This is a genomic window from Bacillus sp. Brlt_9, from assembly GCF_051948935.1.
Classification (GTDB): domain Bacteria; phylum Bacillota; class Bacilli; order Bacillales; family Bacillaceae_G; genus Bacillus_A.
Genome location: NZ_JAYJLO010000007.1, coordinates 181,315 through 199,635, shown reverse-complemented (window position 1 = coordinate 199,635; position 18,321 = coordinate 181,315). Strand labels below are relative to the sequence as shown.

21 protein-coding genes and 1 other RNA gene are annotated in these 18,321 nt (G+C 35.5%); 4 read left to right on the top strand and 18 right to left on the bottom strand.

What is annotated here, in order from left to right; translation table 11 throughout:
* Position 1 precedes the first annotated feature (1 nt).
* Positions 2-403 (bottom strand): phosphate-starvation-inducible protein PsiE, encoded by a 402-nt coding sequence (gene psiE, locus VF726_RS24255; RefSeq protein ID WP_270341000.1) that lies wholly within the window; start codon positions 401-403, stop codon positions 2-4.
* 71 nt (positions 404-474) lie between these two features.
* A complete protein-coding gene (locus VF726_RS24250) occupies positions 475-831 on the bottom strand; it encodes a winged helix-turn-helix transcriptional regulator (protein WP_000712644.1) in 357 nt (118 codons plus the stop codon).
* Between the two features lie 182 nt (positions 832-1,013).
* On the opposite strand from VF726_RS24250, the gene VF726_RS24245 reads away from it, so the two are divergent.
* The 3 genes from VF726_RS24245 (at position 1,014) to VF726_RS24235 (ending at position 2,823) form a co-directional block, all read left to right on the top strand.
* Complete coding sequence (locus tag VF726_RS24245; protein WP_440172772.1) at positions 1,014-1,661, top strand: nitroreductase family protein; 648 nt, start codon at positions 1,014-1,016, stop codon at positions 1,659-1,661.
* 95 nt (positions 1,662-1,756) lie between these two features.
* The gene (locus VF726_RS24240) at positions 1,757-1,996 is read left to right on the top strand and encodes a DUF896 domain-containing protein (RefSeq protein WP_440172771.1); all 240 of its coding nucleotides are present in this window, start codon (positions 1,757-1,759) and stop codon (positions 1,994-1,996) included.
* Positions 1,997-2,265: 269 nt separating this feature from the next.
* Positions 2,266-2,823, top strand: a complete 558-nt coding sequence (locus VF726_RS24235; protein ID WP_440172770.1) for a cysteine hydrolase family protein — start codon at positions 2,266-2,268, stop codon at positions 2,821-2,823.
* 41 nt (positions 2,824-2,864) lie between these two features.
* On the opposite strand, the gene VF726_RS24230 is transcribed toward VF726_RS24235, so the two are convergent.
* Positions 2,865-3,299, bottom strand: coding sequence for an Lrp/AsnC family transcriptional regulator (locus VF726_RS24230; protein WP_440172769.1), 435 nt, complete (start codon positions 3,297-3,299; stop codon positions 2,865-2,867).
* Positions 3,300-3,634: 335 nt separating this feature from the next.
* On the opposite strand from VF726_RS24230, the gene VF726_RS24225 reads away from it, so the two are divergent.
* The gene (locus VF726_RS24225; protein ID WP_440172768.1) at positions 3,635-4,600 is read left to right on the top strand and encodes a DUF4822 domain-containing protein; all 966 of its coding nucleotides are present in this window, start codon (positions 3,635-3,637) and stop codon (positions 4,598-4,600) included.
* Between the two features lie 114 nt (positions 4,601-4,714).
* Here the strand turns inward: VF726_RS24225 and VF726_RS24220 are convergent, their stop codons facing one another.
* The 15 genes from VF726_RS24220 to VF726_RS24150 all read right to left on the bottom strand — a co-directional run bounded on the left by VF726_RS24220 (position 4,715) and on the right by VF726_RS24150 (position 18,061).
* Positions 4,715-5,146 (bottom strand): MarR family transcriptional regulator, encoded by a 432-nt coding sequence (locus tag VF726_RS24220; RefSeq protein ID WP_440172793.1) that lies wholly within the window; start codon positions 5,144-5,146, stop codon positions 4,715-4,717.
* Entirely contained in the window at positions 5,136-5,432 is a 297-nt protein-coding gene (locus tag VF726_RS24215) for a transporter suffix domain-containing protein (protein ID WP_440172767.1), read from the bottom strand. The genes VF726_RS24220 and VF726_RS24215 overlap by 11 nt, the downstream gene beginning before the upstream one ends.
* Before the next feature lie 131 nt (positions 5,433-5,563).
* Positions 5,564-6,316 (bottom strand): iron ABC transporter ATP-binding protein, encoded by a 753-nt coding sequence (locus VF726_RS24210; RefSeq protein WP_000590053.1) that lies wholly within the window; start codon positions 6,314-6,316, stop codon positions 5,564-5,566.
* Positions 6,313-7,377, bottom strand: coding sequence for an iron chelate uptake ABC transporter family permease subunit (locus VF726_RS24205; protein ID WP_440172766.1), 1,065 nt, complete (start codon positions 7,375-7,377; stop codon positions 6,313-6,315). The genes VF726_RS24210 and VF726_RS24205 overlap by 4 nt, the downstream gene beginning before the upstream one ends.
* Entirely contained in the window at positions 7,374-8,390 is a 1,017-nt protein-coding gene (locus VF726_RS24200) for an ABC transporter permease (protein ID WP_440172765.1), read from the bottom strand. The genes VF726_RS24205 and VF726_RS24200 overlap by 4 nt, the downstream gene beginning before the upstream one ends.
* A gap of 19 nt (positions 8,391-8,409) precedes the next feature.
* On the bottom strand, positions 8,410-9,423 hold the full coding sequence (locus VF726_RS24195; RefSeq protein WP_440172764.1) for a siderophore ABC transporter substrate-binding protein: 1,014 nt from the start codon (positions 9,421-9,423) through the stop codon (positions 8,410-8,412).
* Between the two features lie 346 nt (positions 9,424-9,769).
* Positions 9,770-10,447 carry a response regulator transcription factor gene (locus VF726_RS24190; protein ID WP_440172763.1) on the bottom strand — a complete coding sequence of 226 codons (678 nt, stop codon included), beginning with the start codon at positions 10,445-10,447 and terminating at the stop codon, positions 9,770-9,772.
* 420 nt (positions 10,448-10,867) lie between these two features.
* Positions 10,868-11,824, bottom strand: a complete 957-nt coding sequence (locus VF726_RS24185; RefSeq protein WP_440172762.1) for a nuclease-related domain-containing protein — start codon at positions 11,822-11,824, stop codon at positions 10,868-10,870.
* A gap of 309 nt (positions 11,825-12,133) precedes the next feature.
* Positions 12,134-12,488, bottom strand: a transfer-messenger RNA (tmRNA) gene (gene ssrA / locus VF726_RS24180).
* Between the two features lie 126 nt (positions 12,489-12,614).
* A complete protein-coding gene (gene smpB / locus VF726_RS24175) occupies positions 12,615-13,082 on the bottom strand; it encodes an SsrA-binding protein (RefSeq protein ID WP_001123908.1) in 468 nt (155 codons plus the stop codon).
* Positions 13,083-13,207: 125 nt separating this feature from the next.
* Positions 13,208-15,634, bottom strand: a complete 2,427-nt coding sequence (gene rnr / locus VF726_RS24170; RefSeq protein WP_440172761.1) for a ribonuclease R — start codon at positions 15,632-15,634, stop codon at positions 13,208-13,210.
* Positions 15,635-15,779: 145 nt separating this feature from the next.
* The gene (gene estA / locus VF726_RS24165; RefSeq protein ID WP_312498833.1) at positions 15,780-16,520 is read right to left on the bottom strand and encodes a carboxylesterase; all 741 of its coding nucleotides are present in this window, start codon (positions 16,518-16,520) and stop codon (positions 15,780-15,782) included.
* A gap of 155 nt (positions 16,521-16,675) precedes the next feature.
* A complete protein-coding gene (gene secG, locus VF726_RS24160; RefSeq protein ID WP_087959322.1) occupies positions 16,676-16,909 on the bottom strand; it encodes a preprotein translocase subunit SecG in 234 nt (77 codons plus the stop codon).
* Between the two features lie 94 nt (positions 16,910-17,003).
* Positions 17,004-17,696 carry an LrgB family protein gene (locus tag VF726_RS24155; RefSeq protein ID WP_440172760.1) on the bottom strand — a complete coding sequence of 231 codons (693 nt, stop codon included), beginning with the start codon at positions 17,694-17,696 and terminating at the stop codon, positions 17,004-17,006.
* Positions 17,693-18,061, bottom strand: a complete 369-nt coding sequence (locus tag VF726_RS24150; protein WP_000673220.1) for a CidA/LrgA family holin-like protein — start codon at positions 18,059-18,061, stop codon at positions 17,693-17,695. Before VF726_RS24150 ends, VF726_RS24155 begins: the two co-directional genes overlap by 4 nt.
* Between the last annotated feature and the right edge of the window lie 260 nt (positions 18,062-18,321).

The following is an 18,321-nucleotide window of genomic DNA, read 5'->3' as shown; positions in this document are numbered from 1 at the left end:
ACTACTCTTTTCTCAAATCTCTCATATTTGATATGTATAAAGCAATAACTAAAACAAGAATTGCTCCTGCGTATAATAACGTCTCCATCGGTTCCTCATGAGATACGATAATTAAACGAATTAACGCCGTAATTCCGATATAAATAAAATAACGTAACGGGAAATGATAATTCGACTTAAAATACTTAATAATCAATGCGATGAACTCAAAGTATAAGAAATAGACAATGATACTCTCAACCAATTTATACGACGTATACTCCTTTGTTGAAAATATGTATTGAATAAATGTGATTGTCTCATTAATTAAAAAGATAGATAAGACAATGGATAATATAATTAACGCTATATTCAATATCCACTGTAAAACGCTAGCTATGTAGTGATCGATATTAAACTTCATTTTCTCTTTTAGCTCCCCTTCGTATAAGTACTTATTTATTATAGCAAAATTATACTTACAGAAGTGTTAAATCAAATATGATCGTCCTCTTTCACTATCACTTCACCATTCGGATATTTATGCTTAATATAATCGCTGCCCCAATCACAAAGGACTTTTAAACCTTGTTTTAATGATTGTCCCTGTTCTGTAAGGGAATATTCAACTTTCGGCGGTACTTGATTGTATACCTTTCTAGATACAAGCCCATCCTTTTCTAGCTCTTTCAATTGCTCCGTAAGCATTTTTTGTGTAATACCGGTTACCAATCGTTTTAACTCACCCGTTCTTGTAGGTCCGCTTGTTAAATGATATAAAATGTGGGATTTCCACTTACCTCCGATCACATCTAAAACGACTTCAATTCTATTGTTATACTCTTTTTTCATACCGAACTCCTTCTGTATTTTTATAGGCACTTTCTCGTGCCTATGTCACGAGATGGTGTCTATATCACGGAAAAGTGCGTACTTTTCATAGTACCTGTACTATACCATAATGATGCATGTAAGCAACTTATAACAGAACAGCAACTTATAACAGAACAGCAACTTATTGGAGGTATTTAAAAATGAAAAATGAAAATCGTACTGCAAACTTTTATGATGTGATCCGCGAGCGTCGTTCCGTTCGTTCCTATGATCCATCCGTTACAATCTCTGACGAAGAAATTAAAGAACTTTTAGAAGAAGCTATGTTAGCACCAAGTAGTTCTAACTTAAACCCATGGCGTTTCATGGTAATCACAAATCAAGACTTAAAAGAAAAACTTCATCCGATCGCTTTAAATCAACCACAAGTGTTAGAAGCATCTGCTATGATCGTAATTTTAAGCGAAAATAATGCTCATGAATTCGAACATATCAATAAGGTGAATGAGCGTGCAGTAGCTGCTGGATTTATGACAGACGAAATTAAAAATAGACTGAACAACAGCATTCGTGAGTTTTATGCACCTGTCAGTGACCAAGGAAAAAGAGAATGGCAAATGCTTGATGGTGGTTTATTAGCTATGCAGTTGATGCTTGCTGCAAAAGCGAGAGGATATGATACAGTTCCAATGCTTGGCTATAACGCTGAAGAATTCCGCAAAGCATTTAACATTCCAGAAAACTTAACTGACATTTTAATGATTGCATTAGGTAAAGCGAAAGATCCAGGATTCCCAACAGTTCGATTAACTGTAGATGAAGTAACTTCTTGGAATGGCGAGTTTTAATTACTGTGTTTATCGTACTTTCGGAATGAAAGTACGATAAACTCTACTAATTAAACTATGATCGACTACTTGCAAAAAAGAAAGGCGGAAAAACAATGCTTGAAGTTTTAAAGCGAATTAATGCACTAGCTCAAAAACAAAAAGAAGAAGGCTTAACAAAAACAGAATTAAATGAGCGCACAGAATTACGTGAGGAGTATCTTCAAATGATTCGCGGTCAAATCAACACCACTGTTACAGGATTAAAAATATTAGATCCTTTAGGAAATGACGTGACTCCCGAAAAATTAAAAGAACAACAAAAACTATTACTAAAAACTGATAACAATGCATGAAAACACCAAGATTTTTTGTTACTTAATGATTCGTCTAAGTACACATGCGATTAGATGAATCATTAAGTTAACATCTACTTGCTATTTCTACCTCAAAAATCCACAAACAAATTATCCCCATCTTTTCTTTGTATCCTTTAGCTTTTTCATAATGAAACTATATACCTCCAAATCGTTTCACAACGTTATTGCTCCCACATAGTCGCAATTTATATAATAACGATACAGTACAAATAACGTGCTGAATCAATACGTATGGGGGAATAACGATGAACGAAGCGTTACTATTAGTCGACATACAAAATGATTACTTTGAAGGCGGCAAGATGGAATTACATCGACCTGAAAAAGCCGTTCAAAAGGCAAAGGAAGTATTGAGATTATTTCGTGAAACACATAAAACAGTTATTCATGTACAACATATCGCGAACAATGAAGGAGCTACTTTCTTCTTACCCAAAACAGTAGGTGTTCAACTTCATGATGATGTACAACCGATTGCTAATGAGAGAGTTATACAAAAACATCACCCTAACAGTTTTTTAAGAACCACTTTATTACAAACATTAAAAGAAGAGAAAATAGATCAACTAGTCATTTGCGGTATGATGACTCACGTATGTATTGATGCAACAGTACGCGCTGCCAGTGATTTAGGATTTCAATGTGTCGTCATTGAAGATGCTTGTACAACAAAAGATTTAGAATTCCAAGGAAATCTAATCCCCGCAGTACACGCTCATCAATCATTCATGAGCGCATTAGAGTTTGGTGATATTTATGCAAAAGTCATGTCAACAAACTGTTTTATAAACAAAACCCACTAAAGAATGACAGTTCCATATGAAAAAAAGAAAGGATAAATCTCTTATCCTTTCTTTTTTTCATACGTCTTAATGACCGTATTTATACGATAATCACCATAATGTAACACATTTGCTAGAGTCTCTTCTAATTGCTGATGTGAAGATGTATGAAGAATCATAATATAACACCCATCCCCACTTATACGATACATTTCAGTAATTAAGTCCGTTTTTTCGAAAAAGGTTTGAATTTGATTATGATAATGTGGCGCATGCAAAAATAGCGTAACAAAGGTCATAATAGATCCTTCCAGCTTAGCTCTGTCGATATCTATCGTATATTTTTGAATGACACCTGCCTCTTCTAATTTATTAATTCGTTTCCCAACAGCCTGGCCAGTCAAATGTACTATCTCTCCAATTTCCTTCCAATTCATCCTAGCGTTTTCTTGTAGTAACTGTACAATTTTAAAATCTGTTGAATCAAACATAGCCATCCCCTTCCTATATGAAACGCCTTCTATAAAATCTTCATTTTTCCTACGGTTTAATTCGAAAATTTTATACTACAATTAATTAACTCTATTAGGAGTTATATTATTGTTAACGGCTTTCCTTCTTCTTTACAATGTATTTTTTGATTACTTGTAGGCGCTACAGCAAGCTAGCGATTTTTTATAAATATGAACATTTTTTAGGAATTAGTTTATCTTTTTTTAATGATTTATTTAGAGGGAGTTTATAGTCGAGTATTAACATAATAAACGTAGTAACTATTACGATAATCATAAACCGTACTACTTACATTTATAAAATAAGGAGACGATAAAACATGAACAAAAAAACGAAAGCATTATCATCTATATTGCTCGGATTCACACTCGCACTAACAGGGTGTGTTGGTACTAAAGCCGAAGAAAATCATAGTAAGCCGAAACAAGAACAAGCTGCTAAAGAAACAAAAAAGGAACATAAGTTAACGAAAGGGCAAAAAATGGCTAATATTCTTAGCGATACGAATTGGCAAGGTACAAGAGTGTTAGACAAAGATAAGAATGATTTAACAAAAGAAAATGCAAACTTCATCGGCCTTGCGAAATATAATGCAAAATCAGGAAGATATGAATTTTTTGATGCTAAAACAGGTGCAAGTCGTGGTGATAAAGGAACTTTCTTTGTCACAAATGATGGGAAGAAGAGAATATTAATTTCCGAATCAATGAAGTATCAAGCTGTTGTTGATATGACAAAGCTAAATAAAAATGTATTTACTTATAAACGAATGGGGAAAGACGCTAACGGTAAAGATGTAGAAGTTTTTGTTGAACATGTTCCATATAAAGAAAAAGAACTTTCTTTCACTGATCCGGACAAGCAGCTGAACACGACTACAGGCGATATCGTTAAAAACGTTGATGGAGATAAGATTTTAGGTGGAACCCTTTGGCACGGAACAAAAGTATTAGATGAAACTGGTAATGACGTAACACAATTTAATTCGAATTTTATAAGTCTAGCAAAATTCGATGACAAGTCTAATAAATATGAGTTCTTCAATAGCGAAACAGGCCAAAGCCGCGGTGATTATGGCTACTTCGATGTTGTACACGAAAATAAAATAAGAGCCCATGTTTCAATTGGAAATAATAAATATGGTGCGGCTCTTGAACTTACTGAACTAAATAATAAGAAATTTACGTATAAAAGAACTGGTAAAGACCAAGATGGTAAAGATATCACTGTATTCGTTGAACATGAACCTTATAAAGGTGATATGAAACCACAATTTAGCTTTTAAAAACGTTTGATTACAAATCTTGTACTAAGTGAATCCACTTTTTATATTCAAAACATGAATTAGCATAAGCTGGTCGTTTTGGTCAGCTTATGCTTTTTTTACATGTAACAACCACTAAAGCTCTCCAATTACCTTCGTTAGCTTTTGAAGCGCGGATAAAAAATTTGTTAATTCTTCAGGTGATAAACTTGCATAATACTTTTCCGAAACTTGCTGCATATATACTTCCATTTCTTTTTTATATAACAAACCTTTCTCACCTAATTCAACTGAAAATGCACGTTTATCTTCTGCATGTTGCCTTCTGAAAATGTATCCGTCCATTTCAAGTTTGACTAACTGTTGGCTAATGGCACTCTTCGTTACATTCATTTTTTCTGCTAGCTCTTTAGGAGTCGATGAAGGGTACCGAATAATTAATGTTAACAACGTATATTGCTGATTATTTAAATTGAAATTCGTATAGGATCTTTCTTTCGTCTCAAGTAATATCCATAGTTCTTCAAGTGTTTGATTGATTTCCTCAGCTATATTTTTATTTTTCATACTTGTCTCTCTCACCTTTTCTTCTCCAATTTTTCGGGTTCAAATACTTTTTGTATTTTGACACCACTTCTTTCCCAACAAAGACAGCACCTATCAAGAACAGAATTTCTCCTACTACTATACACCCTGGAATAACAATGGCCTTTATCTGAGTCGAAAGCGAAGTAAATGGTATGATTAAAGCACTCGCCCAAAGTAGAACATATATGATGAGAAGCCCTATTCCCACTTTAAAAAGCAATGGCTTTTTTTGTTTATTTTCATTTGAAACTATTTCTTTTTCCATTTCAAAACCTCCAACTCCAATATAATTTAGTTTAGTTAACTAAACTATAAAACGAAATCAATTCAATTGCAAGGTAAAAAAAAGCTGCTGCCTATAAAATACAGACAGCAGCTACAGTATACATTTTGTAACTAATAAACAGCGATTGGCCCATAAGGACCATCAAGAATTTCTATTTTTGTTTCAAAAATATCTGTCAAAATTTTTGGGTCCATAACCTCTTCTACTGTTCCAAAAGCAGCAATTTGTCCATCTTTCATAGCACAAATTTTGTCAGAGTATTTAGCAGCAAAATTTATGTCATGCATAACAGTCAAAATTGTTCTTCCGAATTCATTAGCCGCACGTCTCAAATGCTCCATCATTTGAACAGAGCGCGCAACATCAAGGTTGTTCAGAGGCTCATCTAACAGCACATATTCAGTCTCTTGGCACAATACCATCGCTACATATGCTCTTTGTCTTTGACCACCAGAAAGCTCATCTAAATATCTATTCTCTAAACTAGTTAAATCTAAGAAATCGATATATTTAGAAATGATAACCTCATCTTCTTTAGTTAATCTTCCTTTAGAATATGGAAAGCGTCCAAATCCAACTAGTTGTCTAATAGTAAGTCTCGTTACAAAATGATTTTCTTGTCGCAATATAGTCAAAATTTTTGCTAAGTCTTTTGATTTAGATTCAGAAACATCCATATTCGCTACCTGAATTTGACCTTCATCCATATCTAAAAGTCTTCCAATCATCAAAAGTGTCGTAGACTTTCCCGCGCCATTTGGTCCAATTAAAGAAGTAAAGCCCGCTTTTGGTATTTCAATATCCAAAGGTCCTATTTTCACCTTATCAGTATAGAACTTTTTAACATTATCAATTTTTATCATAAAGCCCTCTTCCTTAAAACTATAGTTAAGAATATGATTCCACCAAATAATTCAATAATAACTGAAACTACACCTTGAGCATGGAATACATGATACATTAAAAAGTATGCACTCGTCATTATTAAAAATCCTATAGCAAAAGCCATTGGGAAAATATATCTATGATCATAAGTTGCTGCCGCCTGATAACTCAAAGTTGCCACTAAAAAGCCGTAAAACGTAAGTGGTCCAATTAGAGCAGTTGAGATGGACATCAAAATAGCAACTAATACAAGCGTATAAATTACACTAGGTTGATATTTAACCCCAAAGGAAGTAGCAACATCCTTTCCTAGTGATAAAATATTCAACTTTTTAGAATGAGCAAAAATTAATACCGCTACAATTATAATCATAGGAATCACAATCGGAAAATATGCAGGATCTGCATGATTCACAGAACCAAATAATTTCGCTTGTAAAATATCAAACTCTGAAGGTGCAAGTAGTTTTCTCATGAAAGTTGACATAGAATTTAGTCCAGTGCCAATGATAATTCCAACTAAAAGCATAAGTTGTAAATTCCCGTATTTACCAGAAAGTAACCATCCATAAAGTATCAAACTCATCAGAACCATAGCAACAACTTGGAATAAAAATGATCCAATTCCACTAAAGTTTATTAATGCACTAGCACCAAAGAAGAATATTGTACTCGTATGTATCGCTGAATAAAGTGATTCGAAACCTAAAAGCGAAGGAGTAATAATCTTATTATTCGTAATCGATTGGAAAGCAACAGTCGACAAGCTATGGCAAACAGCTGCAATAATCATCGCAACAATAGCTACTATCCTTCTCTTAACAACAGGGATAAAAGAAGGGGAATCTATCGGAACTGGATTGTTATACACTAAAAGTCCATATGAAGAAAGAAGACCTAAAGCAATCAATGTTATCAGTACAATCCAATAACGTCTTGCTTCTTTCTTAGAACGAAAAGCACTAGCTGATCTACTTTCATTATGAAGGCTAGAATCGATTTCGACATTTTCTTTATTTCTATAATCTAATGTGATCATCGCAGCCTCCTTGGTTTTCTTCTTCTCAATAGAATAGTAATAAACACAACTGCTCCCACTGATGCAAGTATTAATGAAACAGGTAATTCAAACGGCTTTATAATTGTTCGAGAAATGATGTCACAGACAGTGATTGTCCCCATTCCTATTACACACACCCAAGGTAAATTACTCCTAAGATCATCTCCTCTAAACATGGAAACAATGTTTGGAACAATTAATCCTAAGAAAGGTAAGTTTCCAATAACAGCTGCAACAATTCCAACTGCAACAGAAATAAGGCCAGTCCCAAAAAGAACAATTCTATTGTAATTAACTCCAAGGCTTGTTGCGACATCTTCTCCTAATCCAGCTAAAGTTAATCTATTCGCATACATAAAAATAAGCAAAGTAACGATAACAATTAGCCATAAATATTCATATCTTCCTACCTGAATGTTAGCAAATGAACCTACAAACCAAGTTTCAATACTTTGCGTCATTTGGAAAAGGAGTCCCAAAAAAGTAGACACTGCAGAAATAACTGCTCCAAGCATCAATCCAATAATCGGTACAATTAAAGACGAACGAAGCTTAACTCTTCTTAAAAATAGAAAGAAAATCATAGTTCCTATAAAAGAAAAAATGATTGCACCAGTCATTCTTTGAACTAAAGTCGGGGCAGGAAATAGTAAATACACAAAAAGCAGGCCTAAGCCTGACCATTCAATAGTTCCCGTTGTAGTAGGTTCAACAAAACGATTCTGGGTAATTAATTGCATTACGAGCCCTGCCATCGCCATTGCAGCTCCAGTAAGCATTAATGCAACTGTTCTCGGAACACGAGTAATGAAAAACATCTCCATTCCATCCTCTTGTCCACGTATATCATAAACTCCAGTAAACAGTGATATAATCCCTAAAATTATAACAACTATAACCGCTATTATAAAAGGTTTTGTCCATATTTTATTGTGATTATAAAACTGGGGTTGAGAAATATTCTCAACCCTAGAAATCATATTTTTTGACACTGCTTCGTACTCCTTTACACTACTTAGCTAAAGTTTTTGCAAGGTTTCCAAATAACTCTATATAAGTCTGAATTGATTCATTTGTGTAAGTATCTGCTGGTGCATAAACAACTTGTTTTTTAGAAACAGCAGTTGTGTTTTGAAGAGCTGGTGATTTAGAAATAACATCTTGAGCAGGAGCTGAAGTAGCAGCATCCGATGTTGCAGCATCACGATCTAATACGAACAGCCAATCAGGATTTGTTTGTGCAATAGCTTCAACAGAAACGTCATCACCTTTATGACCTGCAGTAGAATTAGAAACTTCTAGTGCTGGAGTCCAACCGAAAATTTCATACATCGGTCCCCAAACGCGACCAGAGTGCGGCGCAGCAAAACCAATATTTCCACCAGTAACGATAACACTCATAACTTTATCTTTTCCGTTATAAGCAGATTTTGCTTTTTCAATAGATTTATCGAAGTCAGCTACTAATTGTTTAGCTTCTTTATCTTTATCAAAGATTTTCCCTAAAGTAACTGTAGAGTCTTTAAGTCCTTTTACTAAGTTTTCTCCCGGCTTAGTAGCTTTCTCAGAAACATCAACATTAAGATCAATAACAGCTGCGTTTGGCACTAATTTTTTGATTTCTTCGTAATGGCCAGCAAATCTTTGACCAACAATTACAAGGTCAGGGTTTGCAGCTGCAATAATTTCAAGATTTGGTTCACGGTGATTCCCAATATTTTGAACTTTTTCATCCTTTTTATATGCTGAATCAGCAGGCATGATATCCTTTGGAGCAGCCGCTAATTTAATTCCCCAATCAGCTAAAGTTTCAAACGTTCTATTATCTAAAGCAACTACATTTTTGGGATTTACAGGAACAGTAACCTTTCCATGTGCATCAGTGATTTCAACCGTTTTTGGCTTATCACTACCATTATCTTTAGTAGCCTTCGAAGTTTCTTTACCTGAATCTGAGCAAGCTACTAACAGTAAAGTGAAAACTGCTAGAATACTTACTAATTTTAAAAGCATAGTTTTTTTCATACGTATACTCCTTATTATGTAATTTAGTTCGAAAATGATAAAGTTCATAGATTAAATTAGATAGTAACTTTTATGCTTCTAAATTGCTATTGATAATCATTTTCATTTGAACATCCTGATAATAAGTATAGTCATTAATTCTGTGAAAATCTTGTGAATGGTGTGAGTTAATAAAATTAAAAATAAATTTGATACGGTCTCAACTAATGCGCAGCAGATCCATCCCCCACACCTTATAAAACATGGTTTCTACTGCAAAAAAATGACCATTTCCTGATAGCAATCTTCTTTTTATAGTTTCTGTCTTTTCATATTTCACAGAAACTACTTTATTATCTTATTTTTATCATTCAATCATTGAATAGCCTCTGCCATGTATCGTTTGAATATATCTGTCTTTTTTCTCACACTTTAACTTTTTTCTTACATACCCAATATATAAGTCTACTACATTTGGATTTACTACTACATTATCTCCCCAAACCTGGTTCAAAAGCATTTCACGGCTCAATATTGTATTTTTATTCTTGATTAAAAATACAAGTAAATCGTACTCGCGCTTAGTAAGCACGAGGTTTTCGCCACTTTTTTTCACAATATTGCTAGATGCCTCCACAAAGAGATCTTTAAACTGAAAAAAGTTTGTCTCATTTTGCTGAATATATTCACTTCTCCTTAAAATAGCTTGAACCCTTGCTACTAATTCTTCTTTCACAAATGGTTTTCTTATATAATCATCTGCTCCTGCTTGTAACCCTGCTATGCAATCCTTACTAGAAATATTGTCGGTCACAATAATGATCGGTGTCGTTTTAACAAGTCGTATTTGTCTGCAAATTTCTGGTCCCGATATACTTAATGAATCCCAATCCAATATGATAATATCCCAATCTTGTTCATATATTATATTTAAACCTTGGTTTTCATTGTGAAGTTTTAAAATGAAAGAGCCTTCTTGCGTCAGACCGCTTACGATTTTCTTCGCTAAAGACCTTTCATTCTTAATTACTAACACCTGCTTCACCTATGGTTCACCTCTATTTCAATATAACTTAGTTACATAAAAAATTATCTCAAAAAAATAATTTAAGATTTATAAATATTAAATTCCTAAAAAAGCCATTATAACAGCTTATTAGGAGAACTCTATATAATCTTACAATAGATATGAATAGAAACACAAAGGATATGAAGATTTAAATAAAGTGTAATTGAAATGAACACTCACCAATCGGGCGTTTACGAGGAGCAAAACATCCACCTAACCTCTTTGCTTCAGCCGAATGTGGCGATGTTCTTAAGACTGAATTCGATAGAGTTTAAAGTTTATCTCCTATAATGCACTTGTAACAAGTTAACTAACAATGAAAAAATGAAAGAAAAACTAATTATAAAATAAATTTCTAAAAGGAGCATCAATGAATTGATGCTCCTTTTCCATCGCTTACTGATACATCGTTAAATCATACTTCCTCCCTTTCTTCTCACCGACATACGGGATTTCAAGTAATTGAAGTATGCGTTTCATAATTGAACTTGATTGGATATTTAGAAATTCTTTTAACTTACTATTGGTAGCCATGGTTTCAATAAGAAGTGCATAATCTTGTAAAGCACACTTATGTCCATCCTTAGATACAGTATTACATTTCTGACAATGCCACCCTTTTTTCACTTTAACCATTGGTATAGAGGTACACTCATCACACAGTACCCCCTTTAACAATTCTTCTTTTTTTATTTGATATTTCTCAAGGACATTTTGTTGCAATGGCGAATGCTCCATCATCATTCGCTGAATAAGTTCATTTATATTATGTATAGTTTTCTTCTTATATTTACTTTCTAGCCACTTTATTTTATGAGGTAACTTAGCACTATGAATGATTTTATTAGAGAGGTTATCATCTGAAGATTTAATAACGGTACGCGGTGTACTAATAACAACGAAGGATTCAATGGGGAATTTAGAAAAGCCATATACCCTTAACCATTTCTGAAGCTGTAATTCCTGTCTTTTCATTTGCAAAATTGGATCTGGAAAACCTTCTGATTTTTCTTCGGATATTCGAATGAGCTGATTAAATGTTGAGTCAAAAAATAGTGTACCTACTATATTCTTTATTTCTAGAAATAGAAGAAAACGCGAGGAAATGATGATAGTATCCATTTGAAAGTAATGGTTTTGATCAAATAAACGAATGTCATGTAAAATGCTATAATCTCGCTCGGGAAGAAAACTTAATGGATAATCAATAGCCCGTTCACCTTTATAACCTGCCTTATATTTCGCTATATTTTCAGCAATTATATTCCGTTTTGGATGATGAACAGGCAATCTTCTGAGTAGCGCTTCTAGTTGACGTAAATAAATCGGCATTCTCCGTTCTTTCACAATCATTTTATCACTCCTCTAAAAATATATCGGCGATTTTTCGAATATATCGACTACAAATCCAAATATATCAGCGATTTTTTGAATATATCGACCGTAACTCAAATTATATCGGCGATTCGACATAGAATATCGACCGCTCGACAAAACACGACATCACTGCATCTCCCAAAAACAGCATAACACCCGAAACCCACTACCAGCAAAACATGAAAATCCTATTTTCCTGCAAACAAAAAGAACCATAACCTCGCCAATATGGCAAAGTTATGGTTCATATCATACAAAATAAAAAACCACCAAACAGTTATGTATTGGTGGAGACGGTGGGAGTCGAACCCACGTCCAAAAATATCGGCACTTAAGCTTCTACGAGTGTAGTCGATATATTAGCATTTCGCGAACTCTTCGGCCTATCGACAGGCTTCCAAGTTGCTAGTCTGATTGTTCTCTTCCTTCGCCCTCAGACGGCGAACTCCGGCGTAGTCCACTTAGTTTGAGTCCCTTACCCTACCACATGGACGATGGAGGGAGGAACCTTTAGTGCAATTAAGCAGCTAAAGAAAGATTGTTTTGTTTGCCAATTATAGGCTTTGACGTTTTAACGAGGCCGATCCCCTCGACTCGCAACCTAAGCTCGAACTATCCCTGTCGAATCCGTAACGTCCCCATGATAAAAATGGAGCATACGAAGAAAATATCGTGATAGCTACTAAGAGCTGTTTTTCAATGTGCAACAATCTTACATAAGTTATTATATCATACGCGCGCCGTTTTACAAATGTAAATATCTGTATTACATCTTTTGACGATCACGGAACGCGCGTGCAATTTCACGTTTTGCTTCTTTCTCTTTTAAGTCGTTACGCTTATCATATTGCTTTTTACCTTTTGCTAAACCAAGTGCCATTTTCGCGAATCCATTTTTTAAATAAATTCTAACTGGAACTAATGCATAGCCTGTTTCTTTTGAAGCACCCGTTAACTTCTCAATTTCTTTTTTATGAAGAAGTAACTTTCTCGTACGAAGTGGATCATGATTGAAACGATTCCCTTGCTCATATGTACTAATATGCATATTATGAACCCATACTTCACCATTATGTACACGAGCAAATGCATCTTTCAAGTTCACACGTCCAGCGCGAATCGACTTAATTTCCGTTCCTTGAAGGACAAGCCCTGCTTCGTATGTTTCTTCGATGAAATAATCATGAAATGCTTTCTTATTTTGTGCAATAACCTTACCTGAACCCTTTGGCATATAACGTCCCTCCTCTATTTTTACTATTGTAACAAATGTTACTAAAAAGCGAAAGTGGCTCGCTCTCAAGCCACCAAGAAAAAAGAAAAAGCCTCGCTTTTCATCAAAGCGAAGCCATCCTTTTCTTACTTACGCTTTTTCTTTTTCTTCTTGAATCCTGGTACGTTTTCAAAGAATGCTTTTTTCTTCTTGCCGTTACCATCTTTTTTCCCTGGCTGGCTAGCTGATGCTGACGAGGAAGCGGATCCTCTTCCTTTACCTTTGCCACCACGGTCAAATTTTTTACCTGTGCCACGTTCGCCGCCGCGCTCATTACTGCGTTCGCTACGTCCGCCGCGTTTCTTTCTGCCTGTTCTTGGCTGTTCGATAACGACTGGGCGGTCTTTGAACTTACGACGAGGCGTACCTTTCATGCCAACGATTTCAAAGTCGATTGCACGTTCGTCTTTGTTTACGTTAATAACGCGAATTGTAATTTCGTCACCAATGCGGAATACGTTACCTGTACGTTCTCCGATCATTGCGAAATGCTGCTCGTCATAGCGGTAGTAATCATCCGTTAAGTAGCTAACGTGTACAAGACCTTCAATTGTATTTGGAAGCTCTACGAATAAACCGAAGTTTGTTACAGAGCTAATCATACCGTCATACTCTTCGCCAATCTTATCAACCATATACTCTGCTTTTTTCATTTCGTCTGTTTCACGCTCAGCTTCAACAGCACGACGTTCCATATTAGAAGAATGATCTGCAATCTCAGGTAATTTTTCACGCCATTTTGCTTGTGTTTCACTGTCGACTTTACCGTTAATGATGTATTCACGAATTAATCTATGAACAATCGTATCTGGGTAACGACGAATTGGCGATGTGAAATGCGTGTAGAACTCAGTTGATAAACCGAAATGTCCTAGGCTATCCGCATCGTAACGCGCTTGCTTCATGGAACGAAGCATAACCGTTGAAATAACTACTTCTTCAGGCTGTCCTTGCACCATTTCAAGAATTTGTTGAAGCGCACGAGGATGTACTTCATTTGCACGTCCTTTTACCGCATATCCGAAGTTCGTTACAAATTCGAAGAAACGCTCTAGCTTATCTTCTTTCGGATCTTCATGGACACGGTACATGAATGGTACGTTCATCCAGTGGAAATGCTCTGCTACTGTTTCATTCGCAACAAGCATAAATTCTTCGATTAGTTTTTCTGATACAGAACGATCACGCATAACAACATCTGTCGGTTTTCCTTCTTCATCTACTAATACTTTCGCTTCTTTAAAGTCAAAGTCGATTGCACCGCGGCGCATACGTTTTTCACGTAGGATTTGTGCCAATTGACCCATCTCTTTAAACATCGGTACAAGCGGCTCATAACGCTTAATTAATTCTTCGTCCTCATCTTCTAAAATGCTTCTTACGTCAGCATACGTCATACGCTCTGTCGTTTTAATTACACTTTGGAAAATTTCGTGCTTTACAACGTCACCTAAGTTGTTAATTTCCATTTCACAAGATAACGTCAGACGGTCTACTTTCGGATTTAATGAACAAATACCGTTAGATAGACGATGCGGAATCATCGGAATTACACGATCAACAAGATATACACTCGTCGCTCTCTCCGCTGCTTCTACATCAATTGGAGAACCTTCTTGAACGTAATGACTTACATCAGCGATATGAACGCCAAGCTTGTAGTTACCATTCTCAAGCTTCGTTACTGTAACAGCGTCATCTAAATCTTTCGCGTCTGCACCGTCAATTGTTACGATCATTTGGTCACGCAGGTCACGGCGATCTTTTAAATCTTCTTCTGAAATCGTTTCTGGTACACTGTTTGCATGTTCCATCACTTCTTCAGGGAACGCTAAAGGCAAGTGATGTTTATGGATGACAGATAAAATGTCTACTCCTGGATCATTTTTATGACCTAGAATTTGAATAACTTCACCTTCTGCACTTAAACGATTCTCTGGATAGCTCGTAATTTTCACAACTACTTTATGACCTTCTACAGCACCCATTGATGCACTTTTCAAGATAAAGATATCACTCGTCCAGCGCTTATTGTCAGGTATAACAAATCCAAAGTTTTTCGATTCTGTATATGTACCAACTAGTTCTTTCGTGCCGCGTTCTAAAATGCGTACAATTGAACCCTCTTGACGCGAACCGCTCGATTGAGAACTAAGACGTGCTAATACAGTATCGCCATGAAGTGCACCGTTTAGCTCTGTAGGCGGGATGAAAAGATCATCGTCTCCCGTTTTCTTCTCGTCTGGTACAACGAATGCAAAACCACGTGCATGTCCAATTAACTTACCACGTACTAAATTCATCTTTTCAGGAAGACCGTAACGGTTGCTACGAGTACGAATAACAAGTCCCTTCTCTTCCATCGTTACAAGTGCCTTTACAAAATCTTTAAAGCCCTCAGAACCTTCAATTCCAAATGCCTCTTCTAACTCTTGTATCGTTAGCGGTTTATACGCTTCTTCTCTCATAAATAATAACAACTTATCAATATGTTCTTGTATGATTTCTTCCAAGCAGAAATACCTCCTTTAAACCCTTATATTATTTAGTGTATCCGAAAGATGGGGGATGTATAAAGCGAAACTTCAATCATCTCCCAATGATTTTTTACAGCTTCCATAAAAAAATTCCCTTATGAAAAAAAGAGGCAACTAGATCTTACCAATCTAGTTGCTCCAAGAAGTTATATACATCCTCATGTAGCTCGTCACGCTCTTTATCAAGTGTAATGACATGCGTAGAGTCTTCATACCATTTAATGTCTTTTAACGTAGATTCCACACCATTATAAATAATGTTAGCACTGTCTGTATTAATCATTTCATCATGACGCGCTTGTACTACAAAAGTTGGAGCATAAATCATGTCCACATTGTTACGTACGTCAGCAATTAATTGTTGTAATGCTTTTAATGTATTCATCGGTGTCTGTTGGAATTCCAACATTTCTTGTTCAATTTGCTCTGGTGATTTTTGCTCACGCTTTTTATATTCGCGGGCGTATGCCAATATACCTTGGTACATTGTTTCTTCACTCTTAATATACATTGGTGCACACATTGGTACTACACCTAAAACCGGTACTGTATAACCTAATTTTAAAGAAAATACACCGCCAAGTGACAATCCAACAACAGCGATTTTCTCAAAGCCTTTATCTTTTAACAACTGATATGCCTCTGTTACGTCTTGCCACCAGTCTTCAGGACCTGTATGAACAAGCTCTTCTGGTGGTACACCGTGCCCTTTATAAATCGGAGCATGACAAGTGTAGCCTTTCTTTTCTAAGAAACGCCCTAACATACGTACATCAGCTGAGTTTCCTGTGAATCCATGTAGTAATAAAACAGCGCGGTCTCCACCTTCAAATGTAAATGGTTTCGGAGATGCTAATTTCATCATGTACTTCTCCTCTTTCTCTTCTGTAATCTAGTCGTATTCTTTCTATATCTAGTGTAACATATTTATATTTCCATAATCTAATTAGAAACTTTTTTCAAATAACAAAAAAGAAGAACCATTAGAATAATCTACTAACGCTTCTTCTTTCAATTCTATAAGTTTAAGTACGTAACAGCAATTGTTAATGCGAAGAACAATACAGCTAAAACAATTGTAATACGGTTTAATACCGCTTCAATTCCACGTGCTTTTTGCTTACCAAATAATTGCTCTGCACCGCCTGAAATTGCACCTGAAAGGCCTGAGCTATTACTAGACTGCATAAGTACCATAACAATCATTAAAATCGATACAATAATAAGTAAAACGGATAATAACGTATGCACTTGGCGTACCTCCTACAAAGATTCAGTTATTGTAACTGTAGCATAAATTCTATAGAAAAGCGAGAGCTATAGAGTCGCTCTCGCTTTTCTTCTATTACATAAACATCATTGCAAATAATGGTCCGAGCAAACATGTCAAAATTGCTGTTAATGTCATTGTTACCGATCCAATAACACCTTCATGTTCATTATTTTTCATCGCTCTCATGACGCCCATAATATGAGACGCACATCCAAATCCGATACCTTTACCAACTGAATTTGTAACGCGGCTCCATTTTAATAAAAGCGGGCCGGTAATCGTTCCAGTAATACCCGCAATAACAACGAAAGCTGCTGTTAATGACGGTACACCACCAACTTGTTCTGAAACACTCATCGCAACTGGCATTGTTACCGATTTTGGTAAAGAAGATAAAATTAAGCTCTTATCCGTTCCCATAAGTGATGCAATCGCAAAATCACTCGCAATGGCAACTGTTGTACCTACTAATACGCCACCAGCAATCGGCACAACATATTTTTGCAACACGTGACGTTGTTTATAAAGAGGAATTGCAAATGCTACAACACCGGGTCCAAGCAGTTTTGCAATCCAGCCACCACCACTTTCCATATAATGTTGATATGGTATATCAAGCATGATAAATAAGAAAGCCATTAATCCTGTTGCTACAAGCATTGGAATGGTGAATGGTGTTGGAAATACTTTATAGATTTTTTTAGATAATTGGTATAATAGCACCGTAAAAAGAACCCAACCAATTCCGATTAATATTTCACTCATCGCGACTCTCTTTCCTTTCTATTCGCAAGATATTGTCCTGTATGTCCTGCGACAATAATAATTAAAAATGTACTCGCTACAATTGTAATGAAAAGAGAAATTCCTTTACTCATAAAAAAAGCACCGTAATTCATTAGGCCAAGCGTTGGCGGAATTAATAAAAACGGCATAATAGCAACGAGTGTTTCTGCTCCTAAATCGAACCATTTCACTGGAAGAACTTTTAGGCTAAGTAAAACAAGTAAGAGGAACATCCCAATCAAACTTCCTGGAATCGGAATATTTAACATTTCTTGTACCCAAGTTCCAACCATATAAAAAACGTAAAGAGCAGCAATTTGGACAAGAATCTTTGTAAATTTCATGTTCATCATCCCTCATGTTTATACGATCTTCTGTTAATATCTTTATCATAGTATAAATTGTAAAAAGCTGCAATTTATCAACTTGACAGCAAAAACAGCCTATGTTAGACGCTTACAACCTTGATATGACTGGATTTTCGCGCAGAAATTAAGTCAAAAACCTTGACCTAATATAAAAAGTTTTTATTTTCTGAATTTACAAGGTTGTTATTTCAATAAAATAATCTTTTTCTCCTTACGCTTACATATATATAAAGTGA